The sequence below is a fragment of the Roseateles terrae genome, from assembly GCF_014192155.1.
Lineage (GTDB): Bacteria > Pseudomonadota > Gammaproteobacteria > Burkholderiales > Burkholderiaceae_C > Roseateles > Roseateles terrae.
Window position 1 is genome coordinate 504,726 of the sequence record NZ_JACHXO010000001.1, and the last position, 16,967, is coordinate 521,692.

The 16,967-nt window shown below is 67.4% G+C and carries 11 protein-coding genes; 7 read left to right on the forward strand and 4 right to left on the reverse strand.

The window, feature by feature from the left end:
• Positions 1 to 11: 11 nt before the first annotated feature.
• Positions 12 to 2,351 carry an ATP-binding cassette domain-containing protein gene (locus FHS28_RS24425; protein ID WP_088449305.1) on the reverse strand — a complete coding sequence of 780 codons (2,340 nt, stop codon included), beginning with the start codon at positions 2,349 to 2,351 and terminating at the stop codon, positions 12 to 14.
• 109 nt (positions 2,352 to 2,460) lie between these two features.
• Positions 2,461 to 3,744 (reverse strand): TolC family protein, encoded by a 1,284-nt coding sequence (locus FHS28_RS02145; protein ID WP_184294013.1) that lies wholly within the window; start codon positions 3,742 to 3,744, stop codon positions 2,461 to 2,463.
• Between the two features lie 396 nt (positions 3,745 to 4,140).
• Here FHS28_RS02145 and FHS28_RS02150 point away from each other — a divergent pair, with 396 nt between their 5' ends.
• The 3 genes from FHS28_RS02150 (at position 4,141) to FHS28_RS02160 (ending at position 9,074) form a co-directional block, all read left to right on the forward strand.
• Positions 4,141 to 4,515 carry a four-helix bundle copper-binding protein gene (locus FHS28_RS02150; protein WP_088449303.1) on the forward strand — a complete coding sequence of 125 codons (375 nt, stop codon included), beginning with the start codon at positions 4,141 to 4,143 and terminating at the stop codon, positions 4,513 to 4,515.
• Positions 4,516 to 4,803: 288 nt separating this feature from the next.
• Positions 4,804 to 7,740, forward strand: coding sequence for an Ig-like domain-containing protein (locus FHS28_RS02155; protein ID WP_088449302.1), 2,937 nt, complete (start codon positions 4,804 to 4,806; stop codon positions 7,738 to 7,740).
• A gap of 110 nt (positions 7,741 to 7,850) precedes the next feature.
• Positions 7,851 to 9,074, forward strand: coding sequence for a hypothetical protein (locus FHS28_RS02160; RefSeq protein ID WP_088449301.1), 1,224 nt, complete (start codon positions 7,851 to 7,853; stop codon positions 9,072 to 9,074).
• On the opposite strand, the gene FHS28_RS02165 is transcribed toward FHS28_RS02160, so the two are convergent.
• The gene (locus tag FHS28_RS02165; RefSeq protein WP_088449300.1) at positions 9,058 to 11,193 is read right to left on the reverse strand and encodes a sensor histidine kinase; all 2,136 of its coding nucleotides are present in this window, start codon (positions 11,191 to 11,193) and stop codon (positions 9,058 to 9,060) included. The two genes, FHS28_RS02160 and FHS28_RS02165, sit on opposite strands and share 17 nt — an antisense overlap.
• Positions 11,194 to 11,324: 131 nt before the next feature.
• The gene (locus FHS28_RS02170) at positions 11,325 to 11,555 is read right to left on the reverse strand and encodes a DUF2789 domain-containing protein (RefSeq protein ID WP_088449299.1); all 231 of its coding nucleotides are present in this window, start codon (positions 11,553 to 11,555) and stop codon (positions 11,325 to 11,327) included.
• Positions 11,556 to 11,661: 106 nt separating this feature from the next.
• Here FHS28_RS02170 and FHS28_RS02175 point away from each other — a divergent pair, with 106 nt between their 5' ends.
• The 4 genes from FHS28_RS02175 to FHS28_RS02190 are packed head-to-tail and all read left to right on the forward strand — an operon-like array spanning position 11,662 to position 16,958.
• Positions 11,662 to 12,375, forward strand: coding sequence for an MEDS domain-containing protein (locus tag FHS28_RS02175; protein ID WP_088449298.1), 714 nt, complete (start codon positions 11,662 to 11,664; stop codon positions 12,373 to 12,375).
• 7 nt (positions 12,376 to 12,382) lie between these two features.
• On the forward strand, positions 12,383 to 14,020 hold the full coding sequence (locus tag FHS28_RS02180; RefSeq protein WP_088449297.1) for a hybrid sensor histidine kinase/response regulator: 1,638 nt from the start codon (positions 12,383 to 12,385) through the stop codon (positions 14,018 to 14,020).
• 20 nt (positions 14,021 to 14,040) lie between these two features.
• The gene (locus FHS28_RS02185) at positions 14,041 to 14,865 is read left to right on the forward strand and encodes a winged helix-turn-helix domain-containing protein (protein ID WP_088449296.1); all 825 of its coding nucleotides are present in this window, start codon (positions 14,041 to 14,043) and stop codon (positions 14,863 to 14,865) included.
• 8 nt (positions 14,866 to 14,873) lie between these two features.
• Entirely contained in the window at positions 14,874 to 16,958 is a 2,085-nt protein-coding gene (locus FHS28_RS02190; RefSeq protein WP_310736726.1) for a PAS domain S-box protein, read from the forward strand.
• Positions 16,959 to 16,967 lie beyond the last annotated feature (9 nt).

Sequence of the window (16,967 nt, forward strand, 5' to 3'; positions counted from 1 at the left end):
CTGGAGGCGGCTCAGGCCGCGGTGGGGGCAGTCGGGGTGGCGCGGGCGACAGCGGTCACCGACGCGGCGGAGGCGAGGGCTGCTGTGGTCGCGGCGGAAGCGGCGGCACCGGGGGCGGCGGGTGAGGACACCGTCACCTTGGCCGGCTTGACGGCGCCGGGGACACGGACTCCCCCCGGGACGTGGATCGAAGAATGGGGCGAGGGTCCGGTGGGGGCGCCAGCCGCCGCGGGTGTGCCCGGCCGCTGACGCAGCCGTGCCAGCACTTCATCTCGCGGTCCGTCCATCTGGATGCCCGTGGGCGTCATCACGATGACCCGGTCCACCAGGGCCAGCAGCGACAGGCGGTGCGTCACGAGGAAGAGCGTGGTCTCCGGCTTCAGCGCGGCCTTGAGCTGGGCGATGGTGGCCATTTCCATGCCGTCGTCCATGCTGGCGGTCGGCTCGTCCAGCAGCCAGTGACGGCGCTGGGCCAGCAGCAGGCGGGTCAGCATGACCAGCTGGCGTTGCCCGCCGGAGAGCCCTCGACCCCCCTCAGACAGCTTGCGGTCCAGGCCGAGGGGATGCTGGGCGATCAGGGGCAGCAGACCGGTCTTGCGCGCTGCATCGATGATCTGTTCATCGCTCACATCGGTCAGGCCAAAAGCCAGGTTGTCGCGCAGGGTGCCGGAGAACAGCCAGGCCTGTTGCGGGCAGTAGGCCATGTGTTCGCCGCGCCAGCCGGCATGCACCTGCTGCTGGTCCACGCCGCCGAAGGAGACGGTGCCGCGGGTGGGGCGGGTCAGGCCGCAGGCCAGCGAGAGCAGGGTGGATTTGCCGGCGCCCACGGTGCCCAGAATGGCAACCTTCTCGCCGGACTTCACCCGCAGGTTACCCACGCGGATGCCTTGCTTCTGACCCGGATAAGCCAGTTCCACCTCGTCGAAGACGAAGTCGCCGTCGGCATCTTCCGGCACCAGGGGGCGGGCCACGTCATGGTTGTCGGTTTCCAGTGCAAAGATGGCGTCCAGGGCCTTCATCGAGGTGAGGGCGTTGCCCAGTTGCACCAGCAGACCCGGAATGCTCGCCATCGGAGCGAGCACGCGGCCGGACAGGATGGAGCAGGCGACGATCGCGCCCTGCGTGATCTGGCCGTCCACCGCCAGGACCGCGCCAATGCAGATCAGGGCGACGTAGCTCACCTGCTGCAGGCCGGCGGCCAGGTAACCAGCGGCGTCGGTCTCATGCTTGAGGGCCAGGCTCTGCACGGCATTGGCGTCGGACAGACCCGCCCAGCGGGCCTCGAAACGCCAGCCCGCGCCCATGCCCTTGATGGCTTCCGCGCCTTCGATGGCTTCCACCAGCAAGCCCGTCTTGGCGTTGCCGCCCGTCTGGTTGGCTGCACTCAGCCGGGCGATCCGGCGGGCCCGCAGCAGGCCGGTCAGCAGCGTCATTCCGAACAGGACGACCGCCGGCAGGGCCAGCCACAGGCCGCCCACCGCGGCGATGACCAGCGCAAACAGCAGTGCCAGCGGCAGGTCAAAGAGCAGGAAGAGGGTGGAGGTGGACAGAATGGTCCGAATCGATTCAAAGCTCTGGATCTGCGAGGCCAGCGTGCCGACCGAACCCGGCCGCTGATCCATCCGGATGCTGTTGAGCCGCTTCATCAGCGCCTTGGAAATGGCCACGTCCAGATGCTTGAGCCGCGGCTCGAGCAGGCCGGCACGGGCCAGGCGCAGCAGCCATTCCAGGGCGACCGCCAGGCCGACGCCCAGCGTCAGCACCCACAGCGTCTGCAGACCCTGGCTGGGAATCACGCGGTCATAGACCTGCATGGTGTAAAAGCTCACGCAGATGCTGACGGCGGCCAGCACCAGCGACAGTCCCGCCGCTTCGGTGAGGGTGGGCCAGCTGCCGCGCAGCTGTCCCAGCATGAGGCCGCGAGCGCTTCGCACTTCGTGACGCTCACCGCCGTGGTCTTCAATCGCGTGCAGGCAGGCGCAGTCCGTCATCACCAGTTCGCGGCGGGTGCCCTGGGCGTCGGTGCAGCGCCACAGGCCTTCGACCGTGCGCGCCGTGATCACCAGCCAGCCGTGCTCTGCATGGTGCGTCAGCAGCGGCAGCGCCGACTGCTGGGGCGTGTCCAGCAGGACAAAACGCGCCTTGTCTTCCAGTTGATCCGCCAGTCGACGGGCCCCGGCGACGCCATGGAGGCCGGCATCGCCGAGCGAGAGCAGTTGCTGGCGGATGCGGTCCACCGGCACGGCACGGCCCTTGAGTCGCATCCACTGATGGAGGCACTGCACCAGGGCGGCAGTGTCCTGCGGGGTGTCGGCGGTGGCTTTGCGCCGCGAGGAGAAGAACCAGGACATGGGGATCACCTTTCTGGGGAGTCGTGACGATCAGGGGCCGGGGCGGCCTTGAAGGGGGAGGGCGGCAGCGGCGACAGCCGGGACAGGGGTCCGACGGACGCCGCGTCGCTCACTGCGAAGACGTGTCCATCAGGATGCGCAGGCGATAGAGGCTGGCCCGTGCTTCCACGGCAGCGTCGTGCTGCGACTGGCGCGTGGCGTGGTTCTCGCGAACCATGTTCAGCAGGTCCAGCCATGCGCGTTTGCCCGCTGCGAACTGCCGCTGATACGAGGCGAGCACCTGATCGCTGCTGGCGGCGGTGCCCATGGCGGCGCTGGCGGATGCATCGGCCGAGGCGTAGCGGGTGAACTCAAGGTGGTAGCGGTTGAACAGGTCCTCTTCGGTGGCTGCCACGGCGGCTTCTGCCGCCTGGATGCGGCTGCGGGCGGCGTCGATGCCGGCAAAGCTGCCCAGACCGTTGGTGAGACCGGACTGCAGGACCAGGCCGATGCGGGTGTCCCGCACCGCGCCCGTCTGCCGGTCGAATCGCAGGCTCAGCGTCGGCATCAGGCTCGCCTTGGAGCGGGCCAGTTCCTGATGCGCCTGGTCCACGCCGGCGCGGGCCAGGCCCATGTCCGGAGACAGCTGGATGCTGTTCAGCATCTGGGCCAGGGTCGGAGCGGCCGGCGTCCGGCCATCCAGCGCATGCATCAGCGACGGCGGCACCGGATGGTGCGACAGACGCTGCAGCTGCTGGCGTTGCAGGTCCGATTCCATGCGGGCCTGTGTCCATTCGGTCTGGACGGCACTCAGGCGGGCCGCTGCCAGGGCCGCATCGGCATTGGTGGCCGTGCCGGCGTTGGTGCGGCGCTGGATCATTGCCAGCAGGGTTTCGTGCTGACGGGTGAGTTGCTCCAGGCTGGCCGCCCGCTGGCTGGACTTCACCCAGTCCGCCCAGGTGCTCACCAGATTGATCTTCAGCTGGCGGCGGGCAGCGGCCATTTCCTGCTGGCTGCTGTGCACCGCGATGTGGGCGGAGCGCAGGTTGGCCGTCAGCCCGCCACCGGTATAGAGCGGTTGCTGCACCCGCAACACCTTCACAAACTGACCTTTGGTGGTGGATTCGATGCTCAGGCTGGGGGTGGGGCCGAACTGCCACTTGGCAGCCGTCACGCCCAGTTCGGCGGCCGCCAGCGAAGCGCGGGCGCGATCCAGGACCGGGGCAGCGGTGAGGGCGGACGCAATGAAGTCGTCCATCTGCAGACCCCAGCGGCTTGCGTGGTCGTCGCTGTCAGAGGCTTCTTTCGACACCGGGTCCGACGTGACTGCGGCAGTCAGCGCAGAAGTGGCGGGTTCGGCGACTGCGGTGGTGACCGGATCGCTACTCCCATAACCCAGGCCGGGGACTGCCATCAGTCCTCCCACCAGCAAACATGGAAGCCAGCGGGTTTGAATCAGCGGGTACTGAGTATGTGCAGTATCTTCGGTGGGGTTTGCGAATTGGCGGGTTGTCATGGCGAAACTCTTTGGCTGGGGTGTGATGAGAGTTTCGATGGCCTGAGAGTCAGCCGCCAATAGCATCAAAATGCTAGTTAAATGCAAAGATTTGAGGTTTCACCGGACAAGTGCGGCGGGGACTAGCAAAAGATTGCAGGTGCGTCCCGAAATTGTCAGCCTCAACGGGCAGTGCAGCCCCCTCGAACCATTAGCTACAACGCAGAACGGTCCCCCTCTTCGCCGCAGAGCTTGGATCCGTCTCCCCAGGGAATGGGAGTTGCCGATGAAGGCCACCCAACTTTTGGAGGATCCATGAACACCGCCGCCACCCCCGCCACCACCGAAGACCTGTCCGCCTGTGTGGCCGCCTGCCTGGCGGCCCTGGAACAGACCCAGGCCTGCGCCAACGCATGCATCCGCTCGGGCGACCGTACGCTGGAGCGTTGCGCCTTGATGTCACTGGACTGCGCCACGATCTGCCAGGCCACACTGAACGTGCTGCTGCGGCAGTCCGACCACCATGGCGATTTCTGCGCCCTCTGCCAGCACATCTGCAACGCCTGCGCGCAGGAGTGCGAGCAGCATCAGCATGCGCATTGCCGTCGCTGTGCCGCCGCCTGCCGGGACTGCGAGCGTGCATGTGCCGTTCATGCCGGTGAACGTCATGCCTTGCCGGGCGCTCACTGACAAACATAGCAAACTATTGCTAGTTGGAACCCATCCTTGGGTATTTGCATTGGCTATGTAGTCAAGGATTGCTATCCAAATGGCGGGCGGGGCTGAATAGAATTTTGACCATAGCCCCAGCCGCTGAATCCTTGAATTGTCGCTATTTAATTAAATCGCCAGTTCATTCTCCTGTTCGGATTCATATCGCAGAGTATATCTGCGCCGTGATGGACGACGTTTCAGAGTTTGGGGCCCCGCTGTGGCCCCATGAAGGGCCGCAATTGCGACACCAATTTCTGAAGCGCCATGATTCACCGCTCCGACACTGCGTCCTCCCGTCCGGCCCCGTCTGCCGCCTCTGCCGCGCCGGCCGCCCTCATGCCTCCGCGCGGTTCGGCCCTGAGCCGCAAGCGCGAGCAAGAAGCGCTCGACGGCGACGCCGCACAGGGGGTCACGGACTCCCCACCCGGCGGGCAAGACTCGGGCGCTGACGGCGCAGCCGAGGCCGGCGCGACGCCCGAGGCGTTCACCGCCGCCCCGGCAGCTGCTGACGAGGACGCCGCAGCGCCGCAAGCGACGACCACCGAGACAGAAGACAACGACCGCGGGCTCGGTGTGCCCTTGTTTGGTTTGTTCAGCGGCGCTGGCGTGGCGGGCATCGCCATGCTGGCCGGCGGCGGATCGTCGTCCGACGCCTCTTCGGCCGGGCAGTCACCGACCGGCGGCGATGTCGCGATCACGCCCCCGCCCACATCCCCCCAGACACCCGCCACGCCGACGACCCCCACGCCCCCCCCGGCAGCGCCTCCCAGCGACGCCGCCGAGCCCGCTCAGCCAGCCCACCCGGACCCCGACAGCGGCCAAGCCGCCTTGCCCCCGCCGCCGCGGGCCGGCCAACTGGTGATCCAGCTCCCCAACGACACCGGCGCCAGCGCTCTCGACCGCATCACCGCGGACCCCACCGTGAACCTCCGGGTTGATGGCGCGGAGCCCGACGCCTCTGTCCGGATCGAGCGCTCGCCCGACGGCGGCAACACCTGGGAGGTGGTCACCGATCCGACCGCCCCCTGGCCGGAGGGTCAGTACCTCGTTCAGGCGGTGGTCAGCAATGCCGGCGGGGCGAGCACGACGCCCGCCGTCTCCCTGACCATCGACAGCCAGGCGCCCGCCGTGGCCGAACTGGTGGTGTTGGGCGCCCCCACGCGGGGCGAAGTGCAACTCGCGATGAACGGCGTGGAGGCAGGCGCTGCCGTCGCCTACCAGGTGTCGGTGGACCAGGGGCAAACCTGGCACCGCACCCTCGATGCGCTCCCCAGCTTGATGGACGGTCAGTACCAGTTCCGCGGCGTGGTCACCGATGCCGCCGGCAACCAGAGCTTCACTGCCCCTCAGACGGTGACGGTCGACACCGAGCCGCCCGCGCCGGTGACCTTGCAACTGCGCAAGGTCGGGGCGCAGGGCTGGGAAGCCATGTCCGCGCTCAGCAGCACCGGCGATGTCAACCTCAAGCTGCCACTGGCGGCCGGTGTCACTGCGCGTTATGAGCAGTCTTCAGACGGAGGCGCGACCTGGACCGCAGTCACCAGCGCCGTTCGCGGCCTGCCGGAAGGCCACTACAGCTTCCGCGCCTTCCTGCAGGACGCTGCGGGCAACGAAACCGCCCTGGCGCCTGTCACGCTGACGGTGGACCGCACACCGCCTCCCGCCCCTCAGATCTTCACCACGATGGAAGCTATTGAGGGCGATCCAGCCAACGGCTATCTCACCACCGACGGCAGCTATCAATTCATCCTCAGCCATCTCGATCCGGGCGCGCGGACGTTCTACTTCATGCGTGAAGCGGGTACGACGGAATGGAAGCCCGCCAGCGGCTCCGGCACCGACATGCTGGACGGCCGTTATGAATGCCGGGCCGGTTTCCAGGACGCGGCGGGGAATTTCAGCTATTCCAACATCCTGGCGCTGGTGGTCGACACCCGCCAGCCTGGCGCCGGAACGATCACGCTGTCAGGCTATACCGACCGCGGCTGGTACGCCTTCGACCATCATTCGTCTGACAACGAATTCACCCTGGTCCACATTCCCGATGGGCCGGTGACCGACATTCAGTGGCAGCTCAGTACGGACGACGGCGGCCACTGGGTCGCCACCACCGAGCAACAGACGCCGCTGGACTACCCGTATCTCTACCGGGCCATCGTCACCGACGACCAGGGCCAGACCTACACCACCCGCACCATCCGCGTGAACGTCAGTTCCCAGCCGCCGGCAGGCGGCACCCTGGTGCTCCAGGACCTGGACGATACCGGCAGCAACAACAAGGACGTCATCACCCAGGACGGTGCGTTCACCTTGGCCATCCAGAATGAGCCGGAGGGCACCTTCACCGTCTATGAGATCTCGGACATCCGCACCGGGGGCTGGTCGCCCACCGGGCCGGCGCAGGATCTTCCGTCGGGCACCTATTTCTTCCGAGCCATCTCCTACGAACCTTCGGGCGTCGGGGGCTCAAGCAACATGATCCGGGTAGTGGTCGACCGGGACGCCCCCGCCGCCGGTCCGATCCTCCTGTCCGACTTCGACGACACCGGTGCATTTGGCGACAGCATCACCAGTGACACCAGCTTCACCTTGGCCCTTCCCACGCTGGAGACGGGCGCGACGGTCCGCTACGCCCGGTCCTCGGATGGCGGTGAGACCTGGGCGGACACAGCGGCCGTCCAACAGGACCTTGCCGATGGGGTGTATCAATTCCGCGCGGAAGTGACCGACCTGGCCGGCAACAGCAGTGTGGGGCGTCCGATCACGGTGACCATCGACACCACGGCTCCCGATGCGGGAAGCCTGTCGCTGAACGCCGGACCTGGCGGCAGTCTGGGTCTGCAATGGACCGGCCCCGAGACGCCGGACACGCTCGACTATCAGGTGTCACTCGATCAGGGCCAGACCTGGTTGCCGGTCGCGGCGCATGCCGAGGCCGTGCCGGCCGGAAGCTACCTCTTCCGTGCGGTGCTGACCGACGCCGCCGGCAATGGCGCGACCACGGAAGCCGTCGCCTGGGAGGTGCCCACGACGCAGGCGACCGCGCCCGCAACGGAGCCCACCGATGCAAGGCGTCCGTCCGACCCCAGCGATGCACACGCCTACAGCAGCACCGAGGCGCTGTGGGTGTCCGCCCTTGGCAATGGAGCGGCGCTCAGTGCCAGTGCCTCCCTGCCGGTGCCGCTGGCACCCGTGATCTGACGCCGCGCACCCCTGACGACACGCACCCCTGACTCCGTCAGCCGCCTTCCGGCGGCTGGCGACCCCACCCCTCGCGCCCTCCGGTCTGCGAGACGCCCTAGGAGACGTTCATGTTCCATCCCGCCATGTCCCCGCGCTTGCCCCAGACTTTGCAGATGTTCCGGCATCCGTCCTGGCCGACCCTGGCCGACAGCCGGCTCGCGGTGATGGACTCGCCGCCGACGATGGCCATGGACGACGCCTTCGCAGGCATCGCGCCTGCGGCGCAGCGGCGGGATCCGGTGGCCGCTCCACCGGGCACCCTCGGCCAGACCGCCGAGCGCCGGTTCGCACTGCACGACATCGCCGACGACTGCGGGCGTGTGCACGCCCGGGATCTGCTCTTCCGTCGCGACAGCATGCTGCAGTCCTCGGCGAAGATCGATGCTCTGGACCGCGTCAGCGCGGCGCTCGCCAACGCCTTGCTGGACGGGTATGCCGCCAACAGTCTTCCCAAAGGCCAGCTGCTGGTGGCGATGGACGAAGCTGCGCTGTTGTCGCCGATCGCGCAGGCGGTGACGCCGGACATCGGCGCCGTGCTGCTGCAGTCGGACCTCACCATCAGCACCCAGGTGCTGATGCGGGTGGCACAGCTGCGCGCCGGCGGTGTGCGCTTCAGCATCGACGGTGTGACCCGCACCGATGACCCGCGCTGGCTGCTGGCGCCCTACGCCGAGACGGTGCGGCTCCACCTGGACCGCACGCCGCCGGACGCACTCAATGCGCTCGTCGCGCGGGCGGAGGCCGAGGGGCTGGAAGTGATCGGCTGCGGTGTGCAGTCAATGGGCGGATACCAGCAACTGGAGCATCTGGTGGTGACCCGGCTGCAAGGGCCGTTCATTGCCTCGCCGCTGGAATTGATCGTGCCGGCATTGCCCGGCTGCGACCCCGCCGTCCTGCGGCGGGTGCAGCTGCTACAGGCCAACCGGGTGTCGGCGCAGGGCATGGCGGTAGCCATCTCGGCGGATCCTGCCCTGGTGATGCGTCTGCAGCTGCTGCACCGCCTGTATGTCGGGCCGCGCCAGGAAGAGCCGACGTCTTTGGTGACGCTGGTGAAGGCGCTGAATGCCGGCGTACTCGCCGCCTGGCTGGAGATCCTGCGCCGCACGGCGTGTCACGGCCATCAGCAGCAGTGGGCCAAGGCGGTGCGGGACCAGGTGGAGGTCTACCAACGCTCCCTGCTGTGCCGAAGTGGCGCGCACGACCGTGACGCGGTCGAAGCCTCCGTCTGGCTGTTTCTACGCCGGCTGTGCAGCCCGGCCCATTACCTCAAGACGCTCAAGTATCAGCGTTGAGATCGGGGGTTCCGGTCGCGCTGTCACCGGTGCCGCGGTCATGGCTCCCTCCATCGCTCCCTTCGGCGGAGGGCTGCTCAGCCCCCCGCACCAGCGGCAGTGTGACGCAGGTGACCGCGCCGGTGTCCGTCAGCTCGAAGTGGAACTGCCCGCCCAGCTGCTCCACGCGCTGCCGCATGTGCGTCAGCCCCATGCCGGTCGAGGTGCCGAAGGCCGGACGCTGAGGCAGTGCGTCGGACAGCGAGGATTGTCCGTTGTCAGTGATGCGCAAATGCATGCCGGTATCGGTCTGCGTCATGCGGATCGAAACCCGGGTGGCATTGGCATATTTCAGCGTATTGGCCACCGTTTCTTCGACCACCCGCAGCAGGTCCCGTGCACCGTCGTCCAGCATGACGAACTCATGTTCGGACGGCACGTCGTACTCCAGCTGGAAGTTCTTGCCGCTCAGCAGGGAGTCGAGGCTGACACAGTAGTCGAACAGGATGTTCTGGAACTCCCGCTCCTCCCGCTGCGGGCTGTTGGACACCAGTGCCCGAACGCCTTGCAGCAGGTCCAGCAGGTTCTGCTCCAGCTGTGCCGCATTGACATGGCCGTCGCGTACCGAAAACAGCGTCGTCACCAGCCGCGAACCGATGCCATCGTGCAGCTCGCGGTACAAGCGTTCGCGCTCTTCCTGCGCGGCCTCCCGTCGTTCCAGCGTGCTCTGGCGGTCGTAAGCCAGCGTCAGTTCCAGCTCGCGCCGGCGCAGGCTGTCCGCCAGGATCCGGTTGGCTTCCCGGACCCGCTCGGTACTCTGCCCATACTTCATCAAGTGGACCCGCGCCATCACGATCAGCAGCGGCGGCAAGGCCAGATGCGTGAGGTACATGGGTGTGCCGATCAGACGCAGGAGTGATCCTGGCGACGCGTTGCTCAGCGGCCCGATGCGATGGGCCATCACATGAAAGTCGTGGAAGATCAGCAGGGCGGCCACGCCCATCTGCCCGAGCAGGATCATCGCCGGACCGCTGCGGGTGCGGCGCACATACAGCGCCAGTCTCCACAGCACCCAGAGCTGCACCGGCAGCATCAGCCAGATCCACACATGGGCCAGATGCACCTCGCCGCGGCTGCCCAGAAACGGTGACACCACCGCCGCCGCCGAGGAGGAGAGAGTGACCAGCACCGCCATCGGCCGGGTCAGCGGCTCCTGGATGAAACGCAGCACAAACAGGATGGTCAGCGCATTCAGCGCGCCGGTGCAGGCGTAAAAGCTCCACAACCAGGCATCCCGCCACGCAGGCGGCAGATGCACCCACAGCGACAGGGTGTAGACCGTCGCCCAGAAGAGCGCCACCGCACCGATCAGCCCGAAGGTATCGTCATGCCGGTTGACCGCCCAGATGCCCACCATGAACAGGCCGGTGAGCAGACAAAAGGCCTTGCTGGCGTCGGCCAGGGAGCCGCCGATGAAGTCCAGCACCTCGGTGATGAACGCGACCTGGCCGGTCTTCCCGATGTAGACCGGCGAGAAGGTCAGGTGGGGTTCCCAGCTGGTGTAGTCGATGGTCAGATGATTCGGGCCCTGGGGCCGCAACAGCTTGACCGGTAGAGGCACCATGATCGGGCGAAACCACATGAATCGGTCTGCCGCGGTGGAGCGCGGGAAGCCATCCAGCCAGACCCCGTTGAGGTAGACATCCACCCCATGCACCGCCTGGCTGATCAGAATGGCCTTGGCGGGCCCGCGCAGGTGGATTTCGCGGTTGCCTTCCCGCGTGTCGTCGTAGCTGTCGCCCGGCTCCAGGTAAGGGTCAAGATCGATGACCAGACGCGCCTTGCGCAGTTGAGATGGCCCCTCCTGGTGATCGACGATCGGCATCGACGCATCAACCTCGCTGTCCAGCAGTGACCCGTCGAATCGGAGCGCCTCGGGATCATCCGGAGGCACGGCCCGCAGCTCGTAGCGCTGCGCCTGTGGAATGGTCTGGATGGCGGACAGCTGCGTCGCGATGTTCCAGATCATGAAGCCTGCAAACACCACCACCACGCTCAAGGCGAGCAGGGGGCTCCACCAGAATCGGCGGCCGGCCATCTCGACGGCGGGCCACGGCGGCAAAGAAGGAACCGTAGGCATGACACCCCTCCCGGGGACGGCAGGCGGCCCGGCTGAGGACGAACCGGGCCTGCGATTCGACGCCGCTGCTTTGGCGGCCTCTGTGACGCGGGCGGTTCGGCGTCCTCAACACCCAACCACCCGGGGGCCGCTCAGTGTAGCGCCAGGTTCAATTGGTCCACCACTTCGGCCCAGTCGGCGTCTTCCAGCAGAAGATCTTTCAGCAGCCGGGACTGGGACGGAGTCCAGAAGGGCGCTTCGGTGATCTTCACACCGTTCGGGAGCGGACGATGCTCGTCAATGAAGGACTGAATCTCGGATTCGGAGGACGGAAGCCCGAGTTGATCGAAAAGTTCGGCAAAAGGATGGACGCTGGGTTCCATGCAAGACTCCTGGACGGTCAGTTCTTTGAAAATGCGGCGTTACCTCTCGCACGAGAGGCCTCCCGGCAAGGCTAACATCATGCCCGGGGTCTACAGCGGAGGAACGATGACAACAGGCCAGGACCAGCGACAGCCCGTACCCACCGCCAGTGACGCGGCGGACGACTCACGCCTGAGGCTGGCGGGCAGCCGCCTGCGCCATTTCCATGTCTGCGCGTTTTTCAACAGTCGGGAGGAAGAACATCAGGTGCTGGGTTCTTTTTACCGGGACGGCGTGCGGCTGGGCGAGCGCAACCTTCATCTGGTCGAGGGGGACAGCATGCCGACACACCGGGCCCATCTGGCTGCGGGCGGCATGGACGTGCCCGGATGCGAAGCCTGCGGGCAACTGGTCATGATGCCCTGGCATCACGCCTATCTCGACGGCGGGCAGTTTGATCGGCAACGCGTGCTGACGCTGATCGAGCAGGTCGCCCGTGAAGCCAATGCCCCCGGCTCGGTGCCCGTGCGGGTCATGGGCCAGATGGACTGGATCGTTCAGCCGGGGGTGGACCGGTCCGAAGTCATTGCCTATGAGGCGGAGGTCAACGAAGTGTTGTCCCGCCACCAACAGCCCGCGATCTGCGTCTACGACATCGCGACGCTGGATGGCGCGATGATGATGGACCTGCTGCGCACCCATCCGCTCACCCTGATCGGCGGGGCCCTGCGGGAAAACCCTTTCTACACCCCGCCGGCGCAGATGCTGAGAGAGCTCGCTGCCCGCCGCGGCCAAGATCCTGCCAACGCCGCACCGTCCGTGCGGCTGACGTTGACCTGAACTTCCAATGCGTGCCTTGCATGTAGATACCGGTCGGCCCACGTCTGCGGCCGACGAAGCGCTGCGGGACCTGATGGGCCTGCTGGCGCTGCCGGCGCTCTGGGTGGGCCGTGATGCGGCGACGGTGCTGCAACTCACCACCGAAGCGGTGAACAGCATTGTCAGCACCGCCGTGTGCCTGGTCCGGGCGCCGTTGTCCGCGGGCACCGAACCCTCGACCTGGCTGTATGTCGGCGGCGTGCAAGTGGACGCCGAAGACGCCTGGGACGGCTTCATCAACACCTGCCTTCAGATCGACGAAGGCCCGGAAGATCCGGTGGCCTTGCCATCCCCGCTGGGCACCTTGCGCGTGGTGCGGCTGCATCTGGGGCCGGCCGGGCGCTTTGGCGGCCTGTGGTTCGGATCCTCCCGCGGCGACTTCCCGTCTCTGCATCAGAGCGCCTTCATGCGGGCCGCCGCCACCCTGGCGGGGACCGGTTTGCATGCGGCCCGGCTGGACCAGGAACGCGAGCGGGCCGCACGGGCCAAGGACGAGTTCCTCGCGATGCTGGGGCATGAGCTGCGCAATCCGCTGGCGCCGATTTCGACGGCACTGCACCTCATCAAGATGCGCAGTGATGGCTTGGGCCGGGAGCATCAGATCATCGAACGTCAGGTGGGTCATTTGTCCAAGCTGGTGGATGATCTACTGGACATCACCCGCATCACCCGCGGCAAGGTGGAACTGAGTCGCCAGCCGGTGCTGGTCGAGGCGCTGCTGACCGACGCCATCGAAGGCGTCAGTCCGTTGCTGGAGGAGCGGCAGCAACTGCTCAGCACCCGCTTCGAGGTGCCGCCCGATGTGCAGCTGATGGGTGATCCGGGCCGCCTTCGCCAGGTGCTGGTGAACCTGCTCAGCAATGCCGCCAAATACACGCCGGTGCATGGGCAGGTGGGCATCCGCGCCGAGCTTCTGGGCGCGCAGGAGGTCTTGATCGAAGTCAGCGACAACGGCGCCGGCATCGACGCCGACCTGCTGCCGCGCATCTTCGACCTTTTCGAGCAGGGCTCCACCACCCTGGACCGGGCCAAGGGCGGCCTGGGCATTGGCCTGGCCATCGTCAAGCAGCTGGTGGATCTGCATGGTGGTCGGGTGGAGGCCTACAGCGATGGCGTGGGGCAGGGGGCCCGGTTCCGCGTTCTGCTGCCCGCCGTGCGAGCGTCGGCGGAAGCGCCCGCCACGCCGGCGGTGAGCGCCCCGTCCGCCGGCCAGGAATCGTCGGGCCGTGTGCTGGTGGTGGACGACAACCGCGATGCCGCCGAAACGCTCAGCCTGGCGCTGCGCTACAGCGGCTACGACGTGGTCACCACCACCTTGCCGCAGGAGGTGCTGGGGCTGCTGGCGGAACAGGCCTTTGATGTGGCGGTGCTGGACATCGGCATGCCGGTGATCGACGGTTATGAACTGGCTGCACTGATCCGCGCCGGCATGCCGGACCGGGCGCCGCGGCTGATCGCCCTGACCGGCTATGGACAGTCTTCCGACCGGGACAAGGCGCTCGCCACCGGGTTCGACGAACACATGGTCAAACCGATCGACCTGGATCGCCTGCTCCAGACCTTGGAGGGCATGATCCCCCGTCGCTCCCCCCTAGAATCCCTCTGAACTATTGCGCGCGTGCGCCCATGTCCTTGACTGGTTCCTTCCCTGCTTCCCCGTCCGCCGGCGCGCCGGTTCCCACGCACATCGCCGTCCTGGACGATGAGCCCGACATCACCCTGCTGCTGGCGGGTTACCTCGGTACGCATGGGTTCCGCACGACGCAGCTGCACAGCGGCCGGGCCCTGATGGACCTGATGGCGAGCGATCCGCCGCACCTGGTGCTGCTGGACCTGGGGCTGCCGGGCGAAGACGGTTTCGCCATTGCCCGGCAGTTGCGGGAGCATTGGCGCTGCGGGCTGGTGATCGTCACCGGTCGCGGGGATGCGGTGGACAAGGTGGTCGGACTGGAGATCGGTGCGGACGACTATGTCACCAAGCCGTTTGACCTGCGCGAACTGGTCGCCCGGGTCAAGGCGGTGCTGCGGCGTCTGCAGGCCGAACCGGCCGCCGCACCGGCGCCTGCTGCTGCGGCACCGTCTGCGCCCCAGCCGGTGCCGCCGGATGATGTCGACGACCGCGAACTGATGCACTTCGAAGGCTGGTCGCTGGACGTGGCCGCCCGGCGCCTGAATGATCAGGCCGGCGAAGAAGTCATGCTCACCACCGGCGAATTCGATCTGCTGCTGACCTTTGCCCAGCACCCCGGGCGGGTGCTGTCGCGGGACTTTCTGCTGGAACACACCCGGGGCCGGGAGTCGTCGCCTTTTGACCGCACGATCGACGTGCAGGTCGGCCGCCTGCGCCGCAAGCTCGGGACCGATGCCAATGACGGCAAGTGGATCAAATCGATCCGGGGCGCTGGCTACCTGTTCGTCCCGCGCGTGACCACCACCCGGGCCGCGCCATGAGTGGATCGGTGAACGAGCCACTGGACTCGGCGCCGCTGCCTCCCGGCATCGATGCCACCACCGTCTTCCGATCGCTGTTCGTGGCGTCTCCTGATGGGATCCTGCTGGTGGATGCGGCGGGCGAGATCTTGCTGGCCAGTCCGTCCGCCGAGCGTTTGATGGGGTATGAGCCAGGCACGCTGGCCGGTCTGCACATCGAAGCGCTGGTGCCGGACAGCATCCGTCCCCGCCATGCGGAGTTCCGGGAGCGCTACGGCCACGCCCCGCGCGCTCGTCCGATGGGTACGCAGATGGACCTCGTGGCCAAGCGCCGTGACGGCTCCGAAGTCATGGTGGAGATCGCGCTCAGCCCGCTGCAGGCCCATGGGCTGCCGTATGTGATGGCGTCCGTGCGGGGCATCGGGGAATATCCGCGGGTTCGCCAGGCTCTGCAACGCGCCCGTTGCAGTGAGCATCTGGCGCAGCTTGGCAAGCTCGCGGTGGATGCCCGCGATCCGCAGGACATCCTGGCTCAGGCGCCGGCCATTGCGGCGGAGGCCCTGGAACTACGCACCGCCATGCTGCACCTGCTGGACCCGGGCCGCACCTTGCTGCGCCTGGCCGGCGGGGTGGGGCTGGGCGCGGGTGAGCGCCTGGGCGCCAGCACCGAATGGCGCGCCGATTCGCCGGAGGGCCTGGTGCTGACCCGGTCCGAGCCCTTGATGGTGGAAGACCTGCGGCAGGAGCAGCGATTCCCGGTGGAGCATGCATTGCGCCTGGGGCGCCTGTCGCTGCTGTCGGTGCCAGTCTCCGACCGCGGCAAGGTGGTGGGGGCACTGACCGTGTGGTCCGGCCTGGACCGCCGCTTTGGAGATGCCGAACTGCGGTTCATGGAGTCGGTGGCGAACCTGCTGGGCACCTGCCTGCAACGGGCGCAGACCGAGGAGGCGCTGAGCCATTCCCAGCGCCTGGAAGCGGTGGGGCAACTCACCGGCGGCATCGCGCATGACTTCAACAATCTGCTGACCGTCATCCAGGGCAACCTCCAGGTGCTTGCCGACCTGCCTGCGGTGGGCGGCGACACCTTGGCGCCTCAACTGGTCGCGGCGGCGACTCGGGCCTCCCGGCGCGGCGCCGACCTGACCGGCAAGCTGCTGGCCTTCTCACGCCGTCAAGTGCTGCAACCGACCGCCGTCGATGTGGAAGCCTTGCTGCGCTCCCTCGCGGACATGCTGCGACGCACGCTGGACCAGCGCATCCGCATTCATGTCGACGTGGCGGACGGCTGCCCGGATGTGCTGGCGGATGCCAGTCAGCTTGAATCGGCGGTGCTCAACATCGCCATCAATGCGCGGGATGCGATGCCCGGCGGCGGCGATCTGGTCTTCTCGGCAGCGCCGCTGCCGCAACTCACCCCCGAACTCCGGGAGCAGCTGGAACTGGATCCCCAGGACCCGGGCCCCGGTTATGTCTGCATCGCCATCCGGGACACCGGCACCGGCATGCCGGAAGCGGTCAAGGAACGCGCTTTTGAGCCGTTCTTCACCACCAAGCAGGCGGGGCGTGGCACGGGCCTGGGCCTGAGCACGGTCTACGGCTTCGCGCGTCAGTCGCAGGGCACCGTGCTGATCGACAGCGAGGCCGGGCTGGGCACGGTACTCAGCATCGTGCTGCCGCAGCCACCGGCGGAGGCGCTGGAAGCACGCGCCGAACTCCCGGCGACCAGCGAGCTGGCGCCCGGTACGCGGGTACTGCTGGTGGAAGATGATGCGGAGGTGCGCCTGGTGGCCCGCCGGTTCCTGAAGGACCTGGGCTGTGGCGTCACGGCCTGTGCCAGCGGCGAAGAAGCGCTGGCCTGGCTGCAGGAGCTGCGAGAGAAACAGGAGATGCTGCCGGCTTGTCTGCTCAGCGATGTGGCGCTGGGCGCGGGCATGCGGGGCACGGAGCTGGCGCGTCAGGTGCAGGAGGCCTGGCCGGACATGAAGATCCTGCTCACCTCGGGCTTTTCGGCGGACTTGCTGCAGGGCGCCGCGGACTGGTCCTGGCCCTTGCTGCCGAAGCCCTACAACCGGGCGGAACTGGCCGAGGCGCTGGCCCGCATCCTGCGGGACTGATCGCGCCGC

Excerpts from the sequence above, each read along its gene's own strand:
- FHS28_RS02165 (WP_088449300.1), bottom strand. The coding sequence starts at position 11,193 with ATGCCTACGGTTCCTTCTTTGCCGCCGTGGCCCGCCGTCGAGATGGCC.
- FHS28_RS02185 (WP_088449296.1), top strand. The coding sequence starts at position 14,041 with ATGTCCTTGACTGGTTCCTTCCCTGCTTCCCCGTCCGCCGGCGCGCCG.
- FHS28_RS02180 (WP_088449297.1), top strand. The coding sequence starts at position 12,383 with ATGCGTGCCTTGCATGTAGATACCGGTCGGCCCACGTCTGCGGCCGAC.
- FHS28_RS02145 (WP_184294013.1), bottom strand. The coding sequence starts at position 3,744 with ATGGCAGTCCCCGGCCTGGGTTATGGGAGTAGCGATCCGGTCACCACC.
- FHS28_RS02160 (WP_088449301.1), top strand. The coding sequence starts at position 7,851 with ATGTTCCATCCCGCCATGTCCCCGCGCTTGCCCCAGACTTTGCAGATG.
- FHS28_RS02170 (WP_088449299.1), bottom strand. The coding sequence starts at position 11,555 with ATGGAACCCAGCGTCCATCCTTTTGCCGAACTTTTCGATCAACTCGGG.
- FHS28_RS02155 (WP_088449302.1), top strand. The coding sequence starts at position 4,804 with ATGATTCACCGCTCCGACACTGCGTCCTCCCGTCCGGCCCCGTCTGCC.
- FHS28_RS24425 (WP_088449305.1), bottom strand. The coding sequence starts at position 2,351 with ATGTCCTGGTTCTTCTCCTCGCGGCGCAAAGCCACCGCCGACACCCCG.
- FHS28_RS02175 (WP_088449298.1), top strand. The coding sequence starts at position 11,662 with ATGACAACAGGCCAGGACCAGCGACAGCCCGTACCCACCGCCAGTGAC.
- FHS28_RS02150 (WP_088449303.1), top strand. The coding sequence starts at position 4,141 with ATGAACACCGCCGCCACCCCCGCCACCACCGAAGACCTGTCCGCCTGT.